The organism is Beduinella massiliensis, assembly GCF_900199405.1.
Lineage (GTDB): Bacteria > Bacillota > Clostridia > Christensenellales > Aristaeellaceae > Beduinella > Beduinella massiliensis.
This window is the reverse complement of record NZ_LT963430.1, coordinates 2,184,876-2,201,186: the sequence shown is the minus strand read 5'-3', so window position 1 is coordinate 2,201,186 and position 16,311 is coordinate 2,184,876. Positions and strand designations below refer to the sequence as shown.

Here is a 16,311-nt window from a genome sequence, read left to right as displayed (position 1 = left end):
CCGAAATCTGATGGTATGTGTATCCCTTTCCCTTCATTTGTGTATGATCTGGACATGAAACGACCCTCCTGTTGCAGTTTTGATTGCCTTCATTCTACAACACGAGGGTGTTTTATTTCTCTGTCTATTTTCCTTTGAGCGGTCCATTTTTGATAGAGCCGCTTTAATTTTGCGGGAACAGAAAGGCGTGTAATTCCTGCCGCATGGCGGCCCAGTCGGTTTCGTATACGGTCGTATCCTCAAACCTGCCTTCGAGAAGAGCTGCTGTGCCGGGAAGCATGAGCTCATCGCGCTGTGATCCGCCCATGACCTTCGTGGCGAGCGTAATCATATCCATAATTCCCAAATTGGTTTGCATCGTGCTCATGAGCTTTTGCGCGAGCCCCATCAGGGAAATCGGGTTTTTGTCGCGCGTGCCCTGATAAAGAATCTGCATGATGGACTTATACTGGCGGCTTTTCCCGTCGATATTGTTTCCTTTCAGGCGCATGTACGCGATCGCCTGTTTACCGGTAAGCGTCTGCTGGCCTTCAGAAAGGCCCAGCGCCGCAGCTTCTTCAGCGTTGAGCGGCATCTGCATGCCGCCTACGCTGTCGGCAATCTGTGCGAAGCTGCTAACGTCCAGCGTAACATAGCTGTTTACGTTCATCTCCAGCAGTTCGTTGATCGACTTCATCATTAGATTGGGTCCGCCATAGGCGTAAGCTTTTGCAAGCGGAATATATCCAACTTGCGGAATTTCCGCTAAAATATCGGTGCGAATGTCCGTCATACAGGCTCGACCGCTGCTTTTATCGATGCTGGCGAGTAAAACCGTCTCCACATCGCTGGATTCTTCGCTGTCGAGAAGGAAGAGCGCGATCGTCTGCATAGACTTTGGAACGCTCGCTGCCTGAGACAGATCCTTTTTATCGATTTTGACCGGGTAGTCATCCGCAGCCAGCACACTCAGCGGCAGCAGGAGAAGACATAGAAGCAATGCCAAGGCACGACTTCCGCGAATGTTCTTCATATCCGGACTCACTCCTTTTTTTGCTTTGCACCCTTAAAAATAAAGAGTTTCGAGAATATATAGTTGAGCACAATGACAATAACCTGCGCGACGAGCTTTACGCCCAGGTCCCAAACGCCAAGCTTTACGACAAAGATCCAGAGCAACGCTTCTTCGGCGCCAAAGGACAGCACACGCATCAAAACGAAGTTGAAAAATTCAACGATCAGTTCGGCAAAGCTGTTTGTTTGGGAACGAAAGACGTAAAGCTTATTGGCGACATAAGCAAAAAGCACTGCAACAGTCCAGGCGATTCCGTTCGCCAACATGGAATGCAGCGTAATTACCCGCGTAAAGCAAAAGTATACGACATAGTTTACGAGCGTCGTGCAAACACCGATAATAATATAGCGGATGAGTTCCGGATCTTTCTTTACCTTATCCACATACTTTTGAATGGTTTCCATTGCGTGCAATTCCTCTTTCTTCTCAAACTAGATTGACAATTCCAGCATATACGAACTTATAAAGTATATCATATCTCCACCGTCCTGTCAAAACCGTCTGGGATTTCATTTTTAAATGCATAATGCATACGAGGAAAATGCAAATTTTGCTTGACATTCTTTTCCTCATACGGTATCATAAAAACATTCAATCAAAATTGTATATCTTTATGGTCTGGACACAAAAAATGCACCCCGGAAGCGATCGGCTGAAAATTACTTCTCTCGCTTCTGGAGCCGCGGATGTCTAAAAATGTATAGCTTCCGTGGCATTTCTCCTGTTGGGAACCCCTCTGCGGGTACCATAGATGGTCGGTTGACCAAAGATTGAAGGAGGAAACCACATGAAAAAGCTGCTCTGTATGCTCCTCACCGCCGCGATGCTGCTTGGCGTCTGCGCCAGCGCCCTTGCAGATTACAAGATCGCGATTTTGACGGGCACGACTTCTCAGGGTGAAGAAGAGTTCCGCGCTGCTGAGCGTGCGCAGGCCGCCGACCCCGAGCACATCGTCACGGACACATACCCCGACAGCTTTATGGCCGAGATGGAGACGACCGTTGCCAAAATCGTGGCTTTCGGTTCCGACCCGGATGTCAAGGCGATCGTAATGTGCCAGGCTGTTCCCGGCGCGAAAGCCGGTTTCGACAAGCTGAAGGAGATGGGCCGCGACGACATTCTAACGATCGCGGGCACGCCGCAGGAGGATCCGGCTGTCATCTCCGCTGCCGCCGACATCGTCATGTACGCGGACGAGGTCATGCAGGGCGATACCATCATGGAAAAGTGCTCTGAATGGGGCATCGACGTGCTCGTACACTACTCCTTCCCCCGCCACATGGCGATGGAACTGATCGTCGGCCGCCACGAACTGCTCAAGCAGAATGCGGAGGCTCTGGGCATCGAGCTGGTTGACGTGACCGCGCCCGATCCGACCGCTGAGGCAGGTGCCTCTGCTTCCCAGCAGTTCATCCTCGAGGACGTGCCCGCACAGATGGAGAAGTATGCCGGCAAGAAGGTCGCCTTCTTCACCACCAACTGCGGCATGCAGGAAGCGCTCCAGACCGCGATCCTGACCCAGGCAAACGCCTACTATCCGCAGCCCTGCTGCCCGAGCCCCTATCACGCTTTCCCGGCGACCCTCGGCCTCGACCAGCTGAAGATCGGCGGCGACGACGAGGACGCGCTGCGGCAGATTGCGGCCAAGCTGCAGGATTACAACGCTGTGGGCCGTTATTCCACGTGGCCGTCCCCTGTCGCGATGACCGTCATCGACATCGGCGTTGAGTATGCGAAGGCTTTCATCAATGGCGACATCACCACCCGCAACGACGGAGACGCCCTCAAAAACCTGTTCAATCAGAAGATGGAAGGCGCGAAGATCGACAATTACACCAACGCGGAAGGAACGACCTTCGACAACTACTATACGATCCTGCTCGCGCCGGTTGATTTCGCGGATTATCTCTGATCCATCATTCAAAACGGATTGATTCCGGCAAAGAGGGCCGACCCGCTTCACTCAGGCGTTGAGGCGGGTCGGCCTTCCTTAGAGGAGGGACACCTAGTTGGGTGCAGAATACGTACTGGAAATGAAGGGCATCACCAAGCGCTACGGCGAGAACACCGTGCTGTCGGATGTAACCGTCCGCATTCGTCCCGGCGAGATTCATGCGCTGCTCGGTGAAAACGGCGCGGGCAAGAGCACGCTGATGAACGTGCTCTTTGGCATGCCCGTCATTCACGACACCGGCGGGTTTGAAGGCGAGGTCTATCTGGATGGCGAAAAGGTGACCATCTCTTCCCCACACGACGCCATGCTCAAGGGTATCGGCATGGTCCATCAGGAATTCATGCTGCTTCCGGGTTTTACGATTACGGAAAATATCAAGCTGAACCGCGAGATTTCCAGGCCCGGCGTGCTCAGCCGGGTGTTCGGAAGGAATCTGGAACAGCTCGATATGAAGGCGATGGCTGTGGACGCCCGCAGCGCGCTGGACAGCGTGGGCATGGGAATCGATGAATACACGCTGGTCAACGGCCTGCCGGTCGGCTATATGCAGTTCGTCGAAATTGCCCGTGAGATCGACAAGACGGGCGTAAAACTGCTCGTGTTTGACGAGCCGACCGCCGTGCTGACGGAAAGCGAAGCGGAACAGCTCATTTCGGTCATGAAAAAGATTGCTGCGCAGGGGATTGCGATCATCTTCATCACCCACCGGCTGGACGAGGTGATCGCAGCGTCCAACTCTATTACCATCCTGCGCGACGGTCAGCTCGTCACCGCGCGAGAATCGAAGGATACCACCATCGTCGAACTGGCAGAGCTGATGATCGGGCGCAAGGGCGAGGCGATGGTCAAGGCGGAGCCGAAGCAGCCCGACCCGGACGCGCGTGTCGCGCTCTCTATTCGCCGTCTGAGCGTAGATATGCCGGGCGAAGAGGTATCGGACGTGACGCTGAACGTGCGGGAAGGAGAAATTCTCGGCATCGGCGGTCTGGCTGGACAGGGAAAAGTCGGCATCCCCAATGGCATTATGGGTGTTTATCCGGCTGCGGGCGAGGTAGAGCTCTACGGAAACCCGATGGAACTGAATAATGCGCGCAAAGCCCTGCAAAGCGGGTTGGCGATGGTATCGGAGGACCGGCGCGGCGTCGGGCTGCTTCTGGATGAGTCCATCGAGGACAACATCGTCTTCAACGCCATGCAGATCAACGGCGATTTTTTGACCAGCGTCGCGGGCATGCACTTCAAAAACGGCCGAAAAATTCGGGAGCACGCCAAACGCATGATTCAAGAGCTGGACATTCGCTGTACCTCTCCCCTGCAGCACACCGGCACGCTTTCCGGCGGAAATCAGCAGAAGGTGTGTATTGCGCGTGCGCTGACGATGAACCCCAAGCTGTTATTCGTGTCCGAGCCCACACGAGGCATCGATATCGGCGCAAAGAAGCTCGTCCTCGAAACGCTTGTCAAGCTCAATCGCGAGATGGGTATGACGGTCGTCATGGTTTCGTCGGAGCTGCTTGAGCTTCGTTCGATCTGCGACCGCATCGCCATCGTGGCGGAAGGCAAGGTGGTGGACGTTCTGCCACCGGATAGCTCCGACGCGGATTTCGGTCTGGCGATGTCGGGCATCAAACCGGAGAAAGGAGCTGACGGTCATGCTTAAAAAGGCAACCCCCGCGCAGAAGATCGCCGCTTCCATCCTCGTGGTGGCCGCGCTTGTGCTCATCTGCACGGGCGGGTACGGTCTGACGATCCGAAGCGGTTCAGCCGGACAGAATATGCTGACCACCATGCGTTTGCAGTCGGTGCTGAATACTGCGGGCGCGGGCGCTACGGAGGCATACGTTAAAGCTGCGAAGGCAGAAGCGGCGGCGAAGGTCAAAGCTGAAGGCGGCGGGATGTCCGCGGTACGCGAGGCGTCCGCAAAGGCGGAAGAAGAAGCGCGCGCAAAGGCGCAGTTTGATTCCGTGGACATCTCCGCGCTCGATACCACCGAAATCAAGAACGCAATCGAGGCGCTTTCGCAGGCCCAGCGCGATTATTTCATCGAACAGTCCGCGGCGCAGGCTCTTTACATCGAACAGCACGCCGACGAGCTCGCTGCGACGGCGGAGGAAGAGGTCGCAGCTGACTCGGAAACTGAAATCGATACGATCTCCACCGAAAGGACCGTCGATCTCTCGGGATTTACTGCGAGCGAGGAAATGCTTCGCTTGCAGGGCGTCGTAGATGAAAGATACGAGGCGCTCAAAGCGAATCTGAAGATGATCTTCCCGGAATTGGACGACGAGATCCTTGATACGCTGAAGCCCACCGTGACGGCGATTACCTACAGCGCGGGCGACAGTTTTGAAACGCAGTACGACCGCTTTTTGGCGGCTTCCGGCACGCAGCACAACAGCGCGCAATACTTTATCATGCGGAACGGCATGAACCTGATTACGGTTGCGATTGGACTCGTTATTCTGGCGCTGCTGGTGCTTTTCTATCAGCCGCTCGTCAGGAAACTCGGTCTCCCCCGTCTCATCATCGGCATGTTCTTCGTGCTCCTTTGCCTTCTGGCTGTGCTGTACGACCTGTCGCTTCCGGCGCTGCTCGGGAATACCATCGTCCGAATGGGCATGAACAGCGTGCTCGTGCTTGCGATGCTGCCGGGCATACAGTGCGGCATCAGCTTGAACCTGGGACTGCCGCTGGGCATTATCGGCGGTCTGCTGGGAGGCCTGCTCTGCATTGAGTGGGGACTCAGCGGTTGGATAGGATTTATCTTTGCGGTCGCCGTCGGTCTGGTGATTTCAGCGGTGCTGGGTTTCCTGTACGCGCTGTTGCTCAACAGGCTCAAGGGAAACGAGATGGCAGTCACGACCTACGTCGGCTACTCGATCGTATCCCTCATGTGCATCGGCTGGCTGGTGCTCCCCTTTAACTCACCGGAACTCAAGTGGCCGCTGGGCGACGGGCTGCGCGTTACGCTGAGCCTCAAGTCCTCCTATCGCCACCTGCTGAACGACTTTCTTTCCTTTAAAATCTTCGGCGTAACGATTCCTACGGGCCTGCTTTTGTTTATGGGGCTGTGCTGCCTGCTTATGTGGCTGTTCATGCGCTCTAAGACGGGCATCGCCATGAGCGCGGCAGGCAATAACCCGCGTTTCGCGGAGGCGACTGGCATCAACGTCGATCGGATGCGCATCATTGGCACGATGCTGTCGACGATGCTCGGTGCGGTGGGGATCATCGTATACAGCCAAAGCTATGGCTTTATGCAGCTCTATCAAGCGCCCCGCCAGCTCGGTTTCGTTGCGGCGTCCGCCATCCTGATCGGCGGGGCCAGCACTTCACGAGCGCGTATCAGCCACGTCATCCTTGGCACATTCCTGTTTCAGGGGGTTCTGACGCTGGGCATGCCGGTCGCCAACGTGCTCGTGCCGCAGAGCACGATCTCGGAGACGCTGCGTATCCTGATTTCTAACGGCATCATCCTATATGCGCTGACAAAGTCAGGAGGTGCTTCACGTGCGTGACCGCAAGCTTTTTTCAGACTTCCTGCGCGAAAACGCGGTAACGGTGATGTTCGTACTGCTTTGTGCGGTGTGCATGTTCCTGTCGGGAATGGCTCCCTCCCACGTCATGTTTGAGCTGTTCAGCCGGTTATCGCGCAACGCCTTTCTGGTGCTCGCGCTGATTATTCCGATCGTCGCGGGCATGGGCATCAACTTCGCGATCACAATCGGTGCGATGGGCGCGCAAATCGCCCTGCTATGGGTGCTCGAATGGGGCATTCCTGGTATTTGGGGTTTTCTCGTTGCGGCACTGATGACCGTGCCGATCGCGGGCCTGTTTGGTTTTTTGATCGGCAAGCTGCTCAACAAGATGAAAGGGCAGGAAATGATCGGCTCGATGATCCTCGGCTACTTCGCCAATGGACTGTATCAGCTTCTTTTCCTGTTCGTTTTCGGCAATCTGATCCCTCTAAAGAACCCATCGTTGGTCATCAAAGGCTCGGTGGGCGTCGCTAACACGATGGATCTTTCCCGTGAAGGCGGGCTTAAGTACGCACTGGACGGCCTGTGGAAGCTCCCCTTTGAACAGGCGCTGTACGTATTCATGGCCGTGATAGCGGTGTATTGCGTCGTAAGGTATTTGCTTTCCGGCAATCGGGATGCGAAACGCCTTTGTGTATGCCTCGCTTTCCCTGCTGCTGCCTGCCTGCTCATTCAAATCCCGGCGATGAAGGCCCTGTTCTCCAAGGTGAACGTCCCGATGGCTACATTTGGACTGGTCGCCGTTCTTTGTCTGTTCAACGTCATCATCATGCGGACGAGGCTTGGACAACAGTTCCGCGCGGTCGGCCAAAGCGGCGCGGTAGCAAACGCCTCGGGCATTAACGTCAACCGCATCCGGATCATCGCGATCATTATTTCGACGATCCTGGCAGGCTGGGGACAGCTCATCTTCGTGCAAAACATGGGCAGCTTGCAAACGTATGGCGCGCATGAGCAGGTCGGCCTGTATGCAGGCGCTGCGATTCTGGTTGGCGGCGCGTCGATCGTGCGCGCGACGAACGCGCAGGCGCTGCTCGGCTGTATTCTGTTTCACCTGCTCTTTATCGTAGCGCCGGATGCAGGCAAAAATGTATTCGGCAACGCTGCGATCGGCGAGTATTTCCGCGTCTTCATCTCCTATGGCGTCATCGCTGTAGCGCTCGTCATGCACGCATGGAGCGGCGCGCAGCGTAAAAGGCCCGCAAACGCTATCAGAGAGGCGAAGGCTTCATAATCCTGGCCTCTTCCCCATTTCCTTGTTAGGGTATGCGGCTATGGAGGATCTAAAAAGAGAACGCTTGGGGTACCCCTACATAAAAAGGGGTGCCCCAAGCGGTTTTGTATTTTCAATTAAATATTGTCGTGTGAACACGACGTAGTCATTCTTCTGAATACACTTGCCGCCCGGTGTATTCGGGCGGCGGACACCACGTTTTTGTCCTCATGCAGCCCCTCTTTCATAGTTCCTTTTCACTTTGTCTTCTCCATCTCCCGTATCGTGCGATACAGACGTTCGTTAATGGGCGCGTGCAGACCATGCAACTGCGAAAGACGGCATACCGTTCCGGAAAAAAGCTCGACCTCTGTGTCGCGGCCGGCCTCAATGTCCTGCGCCATTGACGGCTTTCCTTCCGGCGCAAGGGTATCCAATAAGCTCAGCCAATAGGAGAGGTCTTCCTCCGTCAGACGTATGCCCTCGTAGGGGGCGAGCGCCATTACCTCGCGCATCGCCGCGATCATCAGTTCCCGCGCCTCTCCGGGAACTTGAATCGTGCCGTAATTTCCCCTGAAGACAGCGACGGTCTGATTGACGCCTACGTTCAGCATCAGTTTTCCCCACTGCCTGTGCAGCATATCTTCGACCGCCTCATGTGCGATACCGACCGACCTAAAGAAATCCGATACCTTTTGCATGCGATCGCTGACGACACCGGGGGTTTCTTCGCCGAAGCACAGGAGCCCGGGATGCGCATAGGTTAGACGGTTTCCTTTCTTGACGGCGTCCATTCCCTGCGCGACGCAATAGAGCACGCGCTCTTTGCCGTAACGCTCCGCGATTTCCCGCTCGCTGGAGATGCCGTTGAGCGCTGAGAGGAGAATCGTATCGGGACCTACGTGAGCGGCGGCGATGTCGATCGCAGCCTTCAGGCCGCCCTGCTTGACGGTGAAGAGCAAAAGATCGGCCGGCGCGCAGGGATCCGATGGAGCGACATATTGGAAATCACAGGGATGTCCGTTGCAGAAAACCCCCTCCCGCCTGTAACGGGCGATGCGCGCTTCATCGGCTAAAATGCGCAGGTCGGACTTGGGCAAGGCGCGCGAAAGCTGATATGCAAAGAGAATGCCCAGCGCTCCTAAGCCGACAACCGTGACGGTTTGAATGGATTTCATGACCGATTCCTCCTGCGATAGGTTCTGCGAATTTCCGCTTTGTCCGAAGCTGTGACGCGCCGTGACTCGATCATCTTTTGAGCCGCCTTTTCTATAACCCATGGATCGAATGCTGCTTCCTGCATGCAATGCCGGGTTTTAGCCGGGAAATAACCCCATGCCGTCGCTAAAGCCCAGGCGACAGCCATTCGAGCATAGTACGCCTCGCACCGCACGCCGGGAAGCGCGCAGAGCACGTCATCGATCGATTCCGGGCGCATATACATGTCGATCATCATCACCACGCCGAAACGGGCCGTAAAAGGCTGCTCGCTTGCGGAATAAGCTTTTACGCGCGGCCATGCACGGCGAGCTTCCTCCTCACCCATTCGTCCGGCAAGCGTAGCACAGAAGCTGTCGCAGATAGACCAGTTGTCGATGACGGGCAGGTAAACGTCAACCCAGCGCCAGCGCGTTTCTTCTTCTGCGTTTGCGTAGCCGATTACCATCCCGCGCAGCATTCGTTCCTCGAAGGAAGCGTTGGAAATTTTCGAGACGTAATACGCAGCGTCCTCTTTCGCCAGTACGCGCGCAAGGCGTCTGAGCACAGGCAGACGCACACCGAGCAAATCCGGTACGTTTGGCAGCAGAGAAGCGGAAAACGCCTGATAAGAAGGCTCTGCATGTGCCAAGACCCAGCGATGCAGGCTTTCGCCATCGTATTTCATGGTGCGTAATGTGCGCGCAGCAACGCGATTTCCGCTGCGTAGCCGTCCAATTCGTTGGGCGTTTCGAGATAAAACGGTAGATGACATAGGCGCGGATGATTGACGATGCGGACGAACGCGTCCAGGCCGATGCTGCCCTGCCCGATTTTTTCGTGACGGTCCTTATGGCTCTCAAAGGGGTTTTTGCTGTCGTTCAGATGGACTGCCCGGAGCCTGTCAAGGCCGATCACCTCGTCAAAGCGCCGCAGCACGCCATCCAGATCGCCCACGATGTCGTATCCGGCGTCGTAGACATGGCAGGTATCCAGGCATACGCCGAGCAGCTCTCCGTGGCGTGCGCCGTCGATGATCGCGCGAATTTCCTCGAAAGTTCTGCCTACCTCGCTGCCCTTTCCGGCCATCGTTTCCAATAAGACGGTCGTATGCAGGTCCTCCAGCGGCACCTCGTCGAGCATCTGGCAGATCAGCTCGATGCCGCGTTCCACCCCCTGCCCGACATGCGAGCCCGGATGGAAGTTATACAAATTGCCCGGCAGGTATTCCAGCCGATCGAGATCCTCGCGCATCGTGCGCGTGGCAAAGGCGCGGATGCTTTCATCCGCAGAACAGCCGTTGAGCGTATAGGGGGCATGGGCCAGTATAACGGGAAATTCGTGCGTGCGCAGGATTTGCCGTAAATTTTGCACGTCGTCCAGATCGATCGCTTTAGCATTTCCACCGCGCGGGTTTCGGGTAAAAAACTGAAAGGTATCCGCATCGATGGCGACGGCTTGACGCCCCATCGCTTCAAAACCTTTTGCGGCCGAAAGGTGACATCCAATATGCAGCATATTTCCTCCTTTTGATTCAGGCGCGAGACAGGTCGGGAGCGGATCACGTCTACGCGTTCTGCGCTGGGCGATCAGGTTTTTGATTCGGCGAAAAACGAGTGCAAGGAGCAGCCGTCCCTTTTATCAGGCTTTATTGTACCATATTTTCCATCGTATGCAAACAAACGACAAGGTATCAAAACAGGCATTTCCATTCCGTTCTTTTTGTGATAGAATAAGGCGACGAATTTTTTATTTCAGGAGGTATGATTCATGCGCAATATTCCCGACGTGAAGCTGGGGATCGTCGCCGTCAGCAGGGACTGCTTCCCCATCGCGCTGTCTTCGCGCAGACGTTCAGCGGTCGTTGAGGCTTACCGCAAGGCGGGCGGAGAAATTGTGGAAGTTCAAACAACCGTCGAGAACGAAAAAGACGGCTTAAAGGCGCTCGAGGAGCTTCGGCAAAGCGAATGCAATGCGCTCGTCCTGTTCTTGGGAAATTTCGGACCCGAAGGCCCGGAAACGCAGCTGATTCAAAAGTTTGCAGGCCCTACGATGGTGATCGCCGCAGCGGAAGAAAGCAGGGACTCCCTGATCGAAGGAAGAGGCGACGCTTACTGCGGCATGCTGAACGCCAGCTACAGCTTGGGACTGCGCCATTTACGCCCATATATTCCCGAATACCCGGTGGGCACCGCGGCGGAAATCTCCGCGATGATCGCAGAGTTTGTGCCCGTCGCGCGCGTTCAGTTGGGACTGGGAAAGCTGAAGATATTTACGTTCGGCCCGCGTCCTTACGACTTCCTGGCCTGCAACGGCCCGATCAAGGCGCTTTTTGACCTGGGCGTGGAGATTCAGGAAAACTCCGAGCTGGATCTGTATGCCGCCTATCAGGCGCACAAGGACGATCCGCGCATTCCGGAAGTGATTGCGGACATGGAAAAAGAGCTTGGAGAAGGAAACCGCATGCCGGGCATTCTTCCCCGCTTGGCGCAGTATGAAATCACCCTGCTCGATTGGGCGGAGCAGAATAAGGGCGCGAGCGATTACTATTGCTTTGCCAATAAGTGCTGGCCCTCTTTCCAGACGCAGTTCGGCTTCGTTCCCTGCTACGTCAACGCGCGCCTGACCTCGCGCCTGATTCCCGTCTCCTGCGAGGTCGACATCTATGGAGCGCTCAGCGAGTACATCCTCGCCTGTGTCACGGAGAATGCCCCCACGCTGCTGGACATCAACAACTCCGTCCCCAAGGATATGTATGAGAGCGAAATCAAGGGCAAGTACGATTACGCCCTCACGGATACCTTTATGGGGTTCCATTGCGGCAACACGCCCATCTGCCATCTCGCAAAGGGCGAGATGAAATTCCAGCGCATCATGAAGCGCTCCCTCGAGCCGGACGTGGAACCCGACATCACGCGCGGCACCTTGGAGGGCGATTTAAAGGCCGGAGAGATTACGTTCTTCCGCCTGCAAAGCAGCGCAGATACGACGCTGCACAGCTACATCGCGCAAGGAGAGATTCTTCCCGTCGCGACTCGCTCGTTCGGCGGCATCGGCGTTTTCGCCATACCGGAAATGGGCCGCTTTTACAGGCACGTCTTGATCGCCAAGCACTACCCGCATCACGGCGCCGTCGCGTTTTCGCATGTAGGGAAAGCACTCTTCGCCGCGATAAAATGCCTTGGCGTTGAAGACATCGCCTTTAATCAGCCTAAGAGCATGCTGTATAGGGATGAAAACCCGTTTAAAGCGTGAAGATGCAAAGAGACGCCGTTTCTCGGAGCGGCGTCTCTTCTTTATACATCTTTTCAGTCTTCGATAAATTCGATCGATCCGGCGTCCATGCGCTTTACACGTGCCAGCGAATAGACGTCGCAGCCCATCGCTTCCAGACGCTGGTGGCCTGGCTGAAAGGCTTTTTCAATGACGATACCGATGCCGGCGAGCGTCACGCCCAGGCCGGACAAGAGCGTGTGTACGCCTACAGCAGCCTCGCCGCTCGCAAGAAAATCGTCGATCAGCAGCACCCGATCGTCGGGCTTGATAAAATGCCGCTTCAGGGTCAGTTCATATTTCGTCCCCTTGGTGAACGACTGCACGGTCGTCTGCACGACGTCGTCCGTCAGAATACGAGATCCCTGCTTCTTCATGACGACGAGCGGCAGATCCATCGCCAAGGCGGTCATCGCTGCGGGCGCGATGCCGGAGCTTTCGACGGTGACGATTCGCGTGATGCCCTTTCCGTTAAAGTGATCGGCGAACGCTTCGCCGACCGCCTTCATCAGCTGTACGTCAATCTGGTGGTTCAAAAAGGAATCCACCAGGAGTACATCCGCATTCAGCGCCCGGCCTTCTGCGCGGATTTTATCTTCCAGTGCCTTCATGTACTTCTCCTCGTATTTATCAGATGATTGTTTTTCTATTATACCGCAATATAGCGGGATGTACAACAGAAAAACCGAAGGTTTTTAAGCATGCCTGCATGGATCGTACGGAACCGGGTAGAGCGGCAGCGGCCTGGGCATCGGCCTGCAGCACGGGTCGGAGGCGCCCACGGCTTCCGGCCGGACCAGATAGGCCTCTACCACGCATTCCAGCCGCGCGTCAAAGGAAAGCCCCTGCGAACAGACAGGGCCACAGACGAGCCGGACGGCCGGTACAAAGACGACGCGCGTCTGCCGGCATTCTCCACGAGGACAGTTCAACGGGATGCAAACGCGTACGCAGATTTTTGTGCAGCCGACATGTGTGCAGCAAACTGCGTCCTGAATGACGGCGCGAAGCGGTATGTCCACTTCATAGACCAGCGCGCCGCGCTGTACGCCGGCACATTCCCTGTATTCGACGGGCCCGCCGTCGTAGCAGACTTCCGTCAGCGTCAACGGCGCCGGCAGGCAGTCGCAAATTCCCGTAATGCAAAGGCATGTATCCAAACACCGAATCCATTCCCGACCGGAACAGAGGATTCGATCCACCAGATATCGGCGGGGTATATCGCAGCAGGGGCTGCATGGCATCGGCGCGCAGGCGCCTGGGAGGCAATGAGATTGATTCATAAGCTGCTCCTTTCCGCCTGAAGCAAATTGGAGCCCGATGCTCCAAGCTTACAGTGCGCTCAATACAGCTTATGCACCCCCGCTCAATCGGTTCTCAGCCCCTGCGCCATAGCGCGCAGCAGTTCTCCAGAGGAATCCTGCGTGTAATCCCAAAACATCATGCCGCCAAGCTTTCGCTGACGGGCGTACGCGCCCTTGAGCCGCATGGATTGGGGATTGTCAAAGCTGATAAAGGTCTGCTCCCCCAGCAGATAGGGCGCCATTGCGTCTTCATCCCAGCGTAAAACGTATGCATTAGAGGGTAGATAATCGGCACGAATCGTGTCGTAGGTCACAAACTTACTGCCGCTGTTGAGCGCGGCAGCCCCCAGCGCCTCAGCACCGCTCCAGACGCGTCCATAGGCCGCGCCGCCCAGAACGAGCTTCTCCCTCGAGAAACCCATGGACTCCAGCATGCGCACAGCCGAGTCCACGCTGATTGCGTTTTTGTCGTAGGCGGCGGGATACAGGTTCGCGTGATGGGTCGCCTTTTTTTCGGCGCGCAGATCGTAGGTCATCACGTTCACATAATCGACAAGGCCGTTCAGCGCCTTCGCGTCGATTCCCTTTACGGTTCCCTCGGAAGCCCCGACGGCGAGGCTTAGATGGTATGCCTTCCCCGTCTGCGAGCCGAGGACGTCGAGCGCCCCGCGAAGCTCGCGCACGAGGTGTACGAGGTTTTCTTTATCCTGTGGGGCGGCAGAGATTCCGCCCGCCCCGATCGTCGGGTATTCCCAGTCGAGATCAATTCCGTCCAAATCGTATTTTTGAACCGCGTCGAGAATGGAATCGATGAACACCGCGCGCTCGTCCGCCGACTGAACGGCCTGCGAAAAGCCGTCGGCTCCCCATCCGCCGACCGCGAGAATCAACTGAATGTGCGGATGCCTGTCACGGAAGGATGTCATCTGCTGCCAATGCCGCAAATGAGATGTCTTCAGGCGGCCGTCTTCAATCAGACCAAAGGAATAAAAGAGGTGGGTCAAATGCTGCGCATCCTCGTCTCGAAGGTCGACGTTAGCCTTATCCATCAGATAGGCGCCGCTCATCAGCTGTCTTTCGGGCTCCGGTACACCGGCACGGGTGCCGAAAAAAGGGATGCAAAGAGTAGATATGATCATCATTAGTGCTCCTAACTGCGCCATGGCCTGAAATAGCCGTGCGGCTCTCATCACGTCACGCTCCTTCCCTGATACACTGCTAAATAGACAGCGGGAAAGCGCGTTTGGTCTCTGCCATTTTTATACGCTCAGTGTCTTCCATTTTCCTTTCGCAAATCGGATGTACAGCCATATCCCGCGCACGGCGAGATCAGCCACCATGCCTGCCCATGCGCCATAAATCCCCAGCCCCAGCGCGATGCCAAATACATAGGCGACCACCAGACGCACACACCACATCGTGCAAAGCGATATGTAGAAGGGCACGCGGGTATCCCCTGCTCCGCGCAGCGCGCCGCTCATTACGATGGCCACACCGAAGAAGGGTTCCTCTGCCGCGCAGAAATAGAGCAGCCTTGCGCCGATTTGCCGTACCTGTGGATCGCGCGTGAAGAGAGACATGAGCGGATAAGCGAAGATGACCATGAGCGCGCTGGCTGCGCACATGCAGAGGATACCCAGACGGTTGCAGATGCGTCCGTAGCGTTCAGCGCGAATCGTATCCCGCGCGCCGAGAGACTGCCCTACCAACGCCGTCGCCGCCGCCTGGATGCCGAAGCCTGGCATGTAGCCGAGGGATTCAACCGTAATCGCCAGGTGATGCGCCGCCAGTTGCGCGGTGCCAAAGGAGGCTACCATACGCGCAAAGAGAATCTGACCTACGTTGATGGCGACACGCTCCAGCGCTGCGGGAACGCCTACGCGAAACATTCGGACGAGCAGATCGCGCTGCGGACGCATGTATTTCCCACGCAGCCTTATGCGCCGCCTGCGTCGCATGAGGCAGAGCAGCATCAACAGACCCGACAGCGCCGTGGAAATGGCGGTGGAGATGGCTGCCCCTCGAACGCCGAGGCCTGCACCCCACACGTACAGGGACAGGGAACCGATTTGTACCGTACGTGAAGGGAAAATTAACAGGGTATTTCCGATCACATTGAGAACATTAGAGGCGGCGGTCAACAGCATGGGCGTACGCATGTCGCCGATGGCGCGTAGCGCATTGGCGAGCACGATTCCCAGATAGTTGGGAATGAATCCAAGCGCTACGATGCGGATATAATCGGCGGAAAGCGGCTGGACTTCCGTTTCTGCGCCCATCCATGCGGGAAGCCTTCCGGCGATCAGCCAGACGACGAGCATAAAAAATGCGGACAGCGCGAGGGCACAGGTAGCCATCTGTCCGCAGACTCGCTCAGCGTCGTCGTACTCGCCCGCCCCGAAAAAGCGCGACGCGAGCGCCATGCCGCCCACGCCTACGGAGGTCATGATGCCGCCCAGCAGCCACATGGGCGACGCATTGACGGCGACCGCCGCCGTCGCCACCGCTCCAAGGCTGCCGACCATCGCCGTATCTACGTATTGCACCAGCGTTACCAGCAGGTTTTCTGTGATGGCCGGTGCGGCGAGGCGTACGACCTCCCGGAGCTGCCCGCCTTCTTCCTGCGCACGATTTTTGGCGGTGTTCGTATTTCTCATTCCCTTCAAGCACATTCCCTTTCATCATACCATAAGAGGCGACAAAATCAAGCGCAATTCCGCACCAATCGGCAATCTCTTGACAAACAGATATGAAAAATGGTATCTTCTCTAACGATG

General features: G+C 56.3%; 14 protein-coding genes. 5 read left to right on the top strand and 9 right to left on the bottom strand.

The features are described 5' to 3' along the window. Window positions 1-163 precede the first annotated feature (163 nt). Together C1725_RS10740 and C1725_RS10735 are read right to left on the bottom strand one after the other, a co-directional pair. Window positions 164-1,012 (bottom strand): LCP family glycopolymer transferase, encoded by an 849-nt coding sequence (locus C1725_RS10740; RefSeq protein WP_102411602.1) that lies wholly within the window; start codon window positions 1,010-1,012, stop codon window positions 164-166. A gap of 8 nt (window positions 1,013-1,020) precedes the next feature. Beyond that, the gene (locus C1725_RS10735; protein WP_102411601.1) at window positions 1,021-1,458 is read right to left on the bottom strand and encodes a GtrA family protein; all 438 of its coding nucleotides are present in this window, start codon (window positions 1,456-1,458) and stop codon (window positions 1,021-1,023) included. Window positions 1,459-1,841: 383 nt separating this feature from the next. Here C1725_RS10735 and C1725_RS10730 point away from each other — a divergent pair, with 383 nt between their 5' ends. The 4 genes from C1725_RS10730 to C1725_RS10715 all read left to right on the top strand — a co-directional run bounded on the left by C1725_RS10730 (window position 1,842) and on the right by C1725_RS10715 (window position 7,781). Continuing rightward, window positions 1,842-2,966: a DUF3798 domain-containing protein gene (locus C1725_RS10730; RefSeq protein ID WP_102411600.1), complete on the top strand. Its 1,125-nt coding sequence runs from the start codon at window positions 1,842-1,844 to the stop codon at window positions 2,964-2,966. A 97-nt stretch (window positions 2,967-3,063) separates the two neighbouring features. Next, entirely contained in the window at window positions 3,064-4,668 is a 1,605-nt protein-coding gene (locus C1725_RS10725) for an ATP-binding cassette domain-containing protein (RefSeq protein WP_102411599.1), read from the top strand. Beyond that, entirely contained in the window at window positions 4,661-6,526 is a 1,866-nt protein-coding gene (locus tag C1725_RS19370; protein ID WP_346026581.1) for an ABC transporter permease subunit, read from the top strand. Before C1725_RS10725 ends, C1725_RS19370 begins: the two co-directional genes overlap by 8 nt. Continuing rightward, window positions 6,519-7,781, top strand: a complete 1,263-nt coding sequence (locus tag C1725_RS10715) for an ABC transporter permease subunit (protein WP_346026580.1) — start codon at window positions 6,519-6,521, stop codon at window positions 7,779-7,781. The genes C1725_RS19370 and C1725_RS10715 overlap by 8 nt, the downstream gene beginning before the upstream one ends. A gap of 236 nt (window positions 7,782-8,017) precedes the next feature. Here the strand turns inward: C1725_RS10715 and C1725_RS10710 are convergent, their stop codons facing one another. Genes C1725_RS10710 through C1725_RS10700 form a run of 3 tightly spaced genes read right to left on the bottom strand, consistent with a single transcriptional unit; the run spans window position 8,018 to window position 10,475 of the window. Further along, the gene (locus C1725_RS10710) at window positions 8,018-8,938 is read right to left on the bottom strand and encodes a 2-dehydropantoate 2-reductase (RefSeq protein WP_102411598.1); all 921 of its coding nucleotides are present in this window, start codon (window positions 8,936-8,938) and stop codon (window positions 8,018-8,020) included. Further along, entirely contained in the window at window positions 8,935-9,645 is a 711-nt protein-coding gene (locus tag C1725_RS10705) for a DNA alkylation repair protein (RefSeq protein ID WP_346026579.1), read from the bottom strand. Before C1725_RS10705 ends, C1725_RS10710 begins: the two co-directional genes overlap by 4 nt. Then, window positions 9,642-10,475 (bottom strand): deoxyribonuclease IV, encoded by an 834-nt coding sequence (locus C1725_RS10700; RefSeq protein WP_102411596.1) that lies wholly within the window; start codon window positions 10,473-10,475, stop codon window positions 9,642-9,644. Before C1725_RS10700 ends, C1725_RS10705 begins: the two co-directional genes overlap by 4 nt. Before the next feature lie 252 nt (window positions 10,476-10,727). On the opposite strand from C1725_RS10700, the gene C1725_RS10695 reads away from it, so the two are divergent. Next, window positions 10,728-12,212, top strand: a complete 1,485-nt coding sequence (locus tag C1725_RS10695) for a fucose isomerase (RefSeq protein WP_102411595.1) — start codon at window positions 10,728-10,730, stop codon at window positions 12,210-12,212. A gap of 53 nt (window positions 12,213-12,265) precedes the next feature. On the opposite strand, the gene C1725_RS10690 is transcribed toward C1725_RS10695, so the two are convergent. From C1725_RS10690 to C1725_RS10675, 4 genes are all read right to left on the bottom strand, one after another. Then, a complete protein-coding gene (locus C1725_RS10690; protein ID WP_102411594.1) occupies window positions 12,266-12,841 on the bottom strand; it encodes a xanthine phosphoribosyltransferase in 576 nt (191 codons plus the stop codon). An 84-nt stretch (window positions 12,842-12,925) separates the two neighbouring features. Then, window positions 12,926-13,390 (bottom strand): hypothetical protein, encoded by a 465-nt coding sequence (locus C1725_RS10685; RefSeq protein WP_102411593.1) that lies wholly within the window; start codon window positions 13,388-13,390, stop codon window positions 12,926-12,928. Between the two features lie 206 nt (window positions 13,391-13,596). Continuing rightward, the gene (locus C1725_RS10680; RefSeq protein WP_346026578.1) at window positions 13,597-14,673 is read right to left on the bottom strand and encodes a glycoside hydrolase family 18 protein; all 1,077 of its coding nucleotides are present in this window, start codon (window positions 14,671-14,673) and stop codon (window positions 13,597-13,599) included. Between the two features lie 120 nt (window positions 14,674-14,793). Beyond that, window positions 14,794-16,191, bottom strand: a complete 1,398-nt coding sequence (locus tag C1725_RS10675) for an MATE family efflux transporter (protein ID WP_346026883.1) — start codon at window positions 16,189-16,191, stop codon at window positions 14,794-14,796. Between the last annotated feature and the right edge of the window lie 120 nt (window positions 16,192-16,311).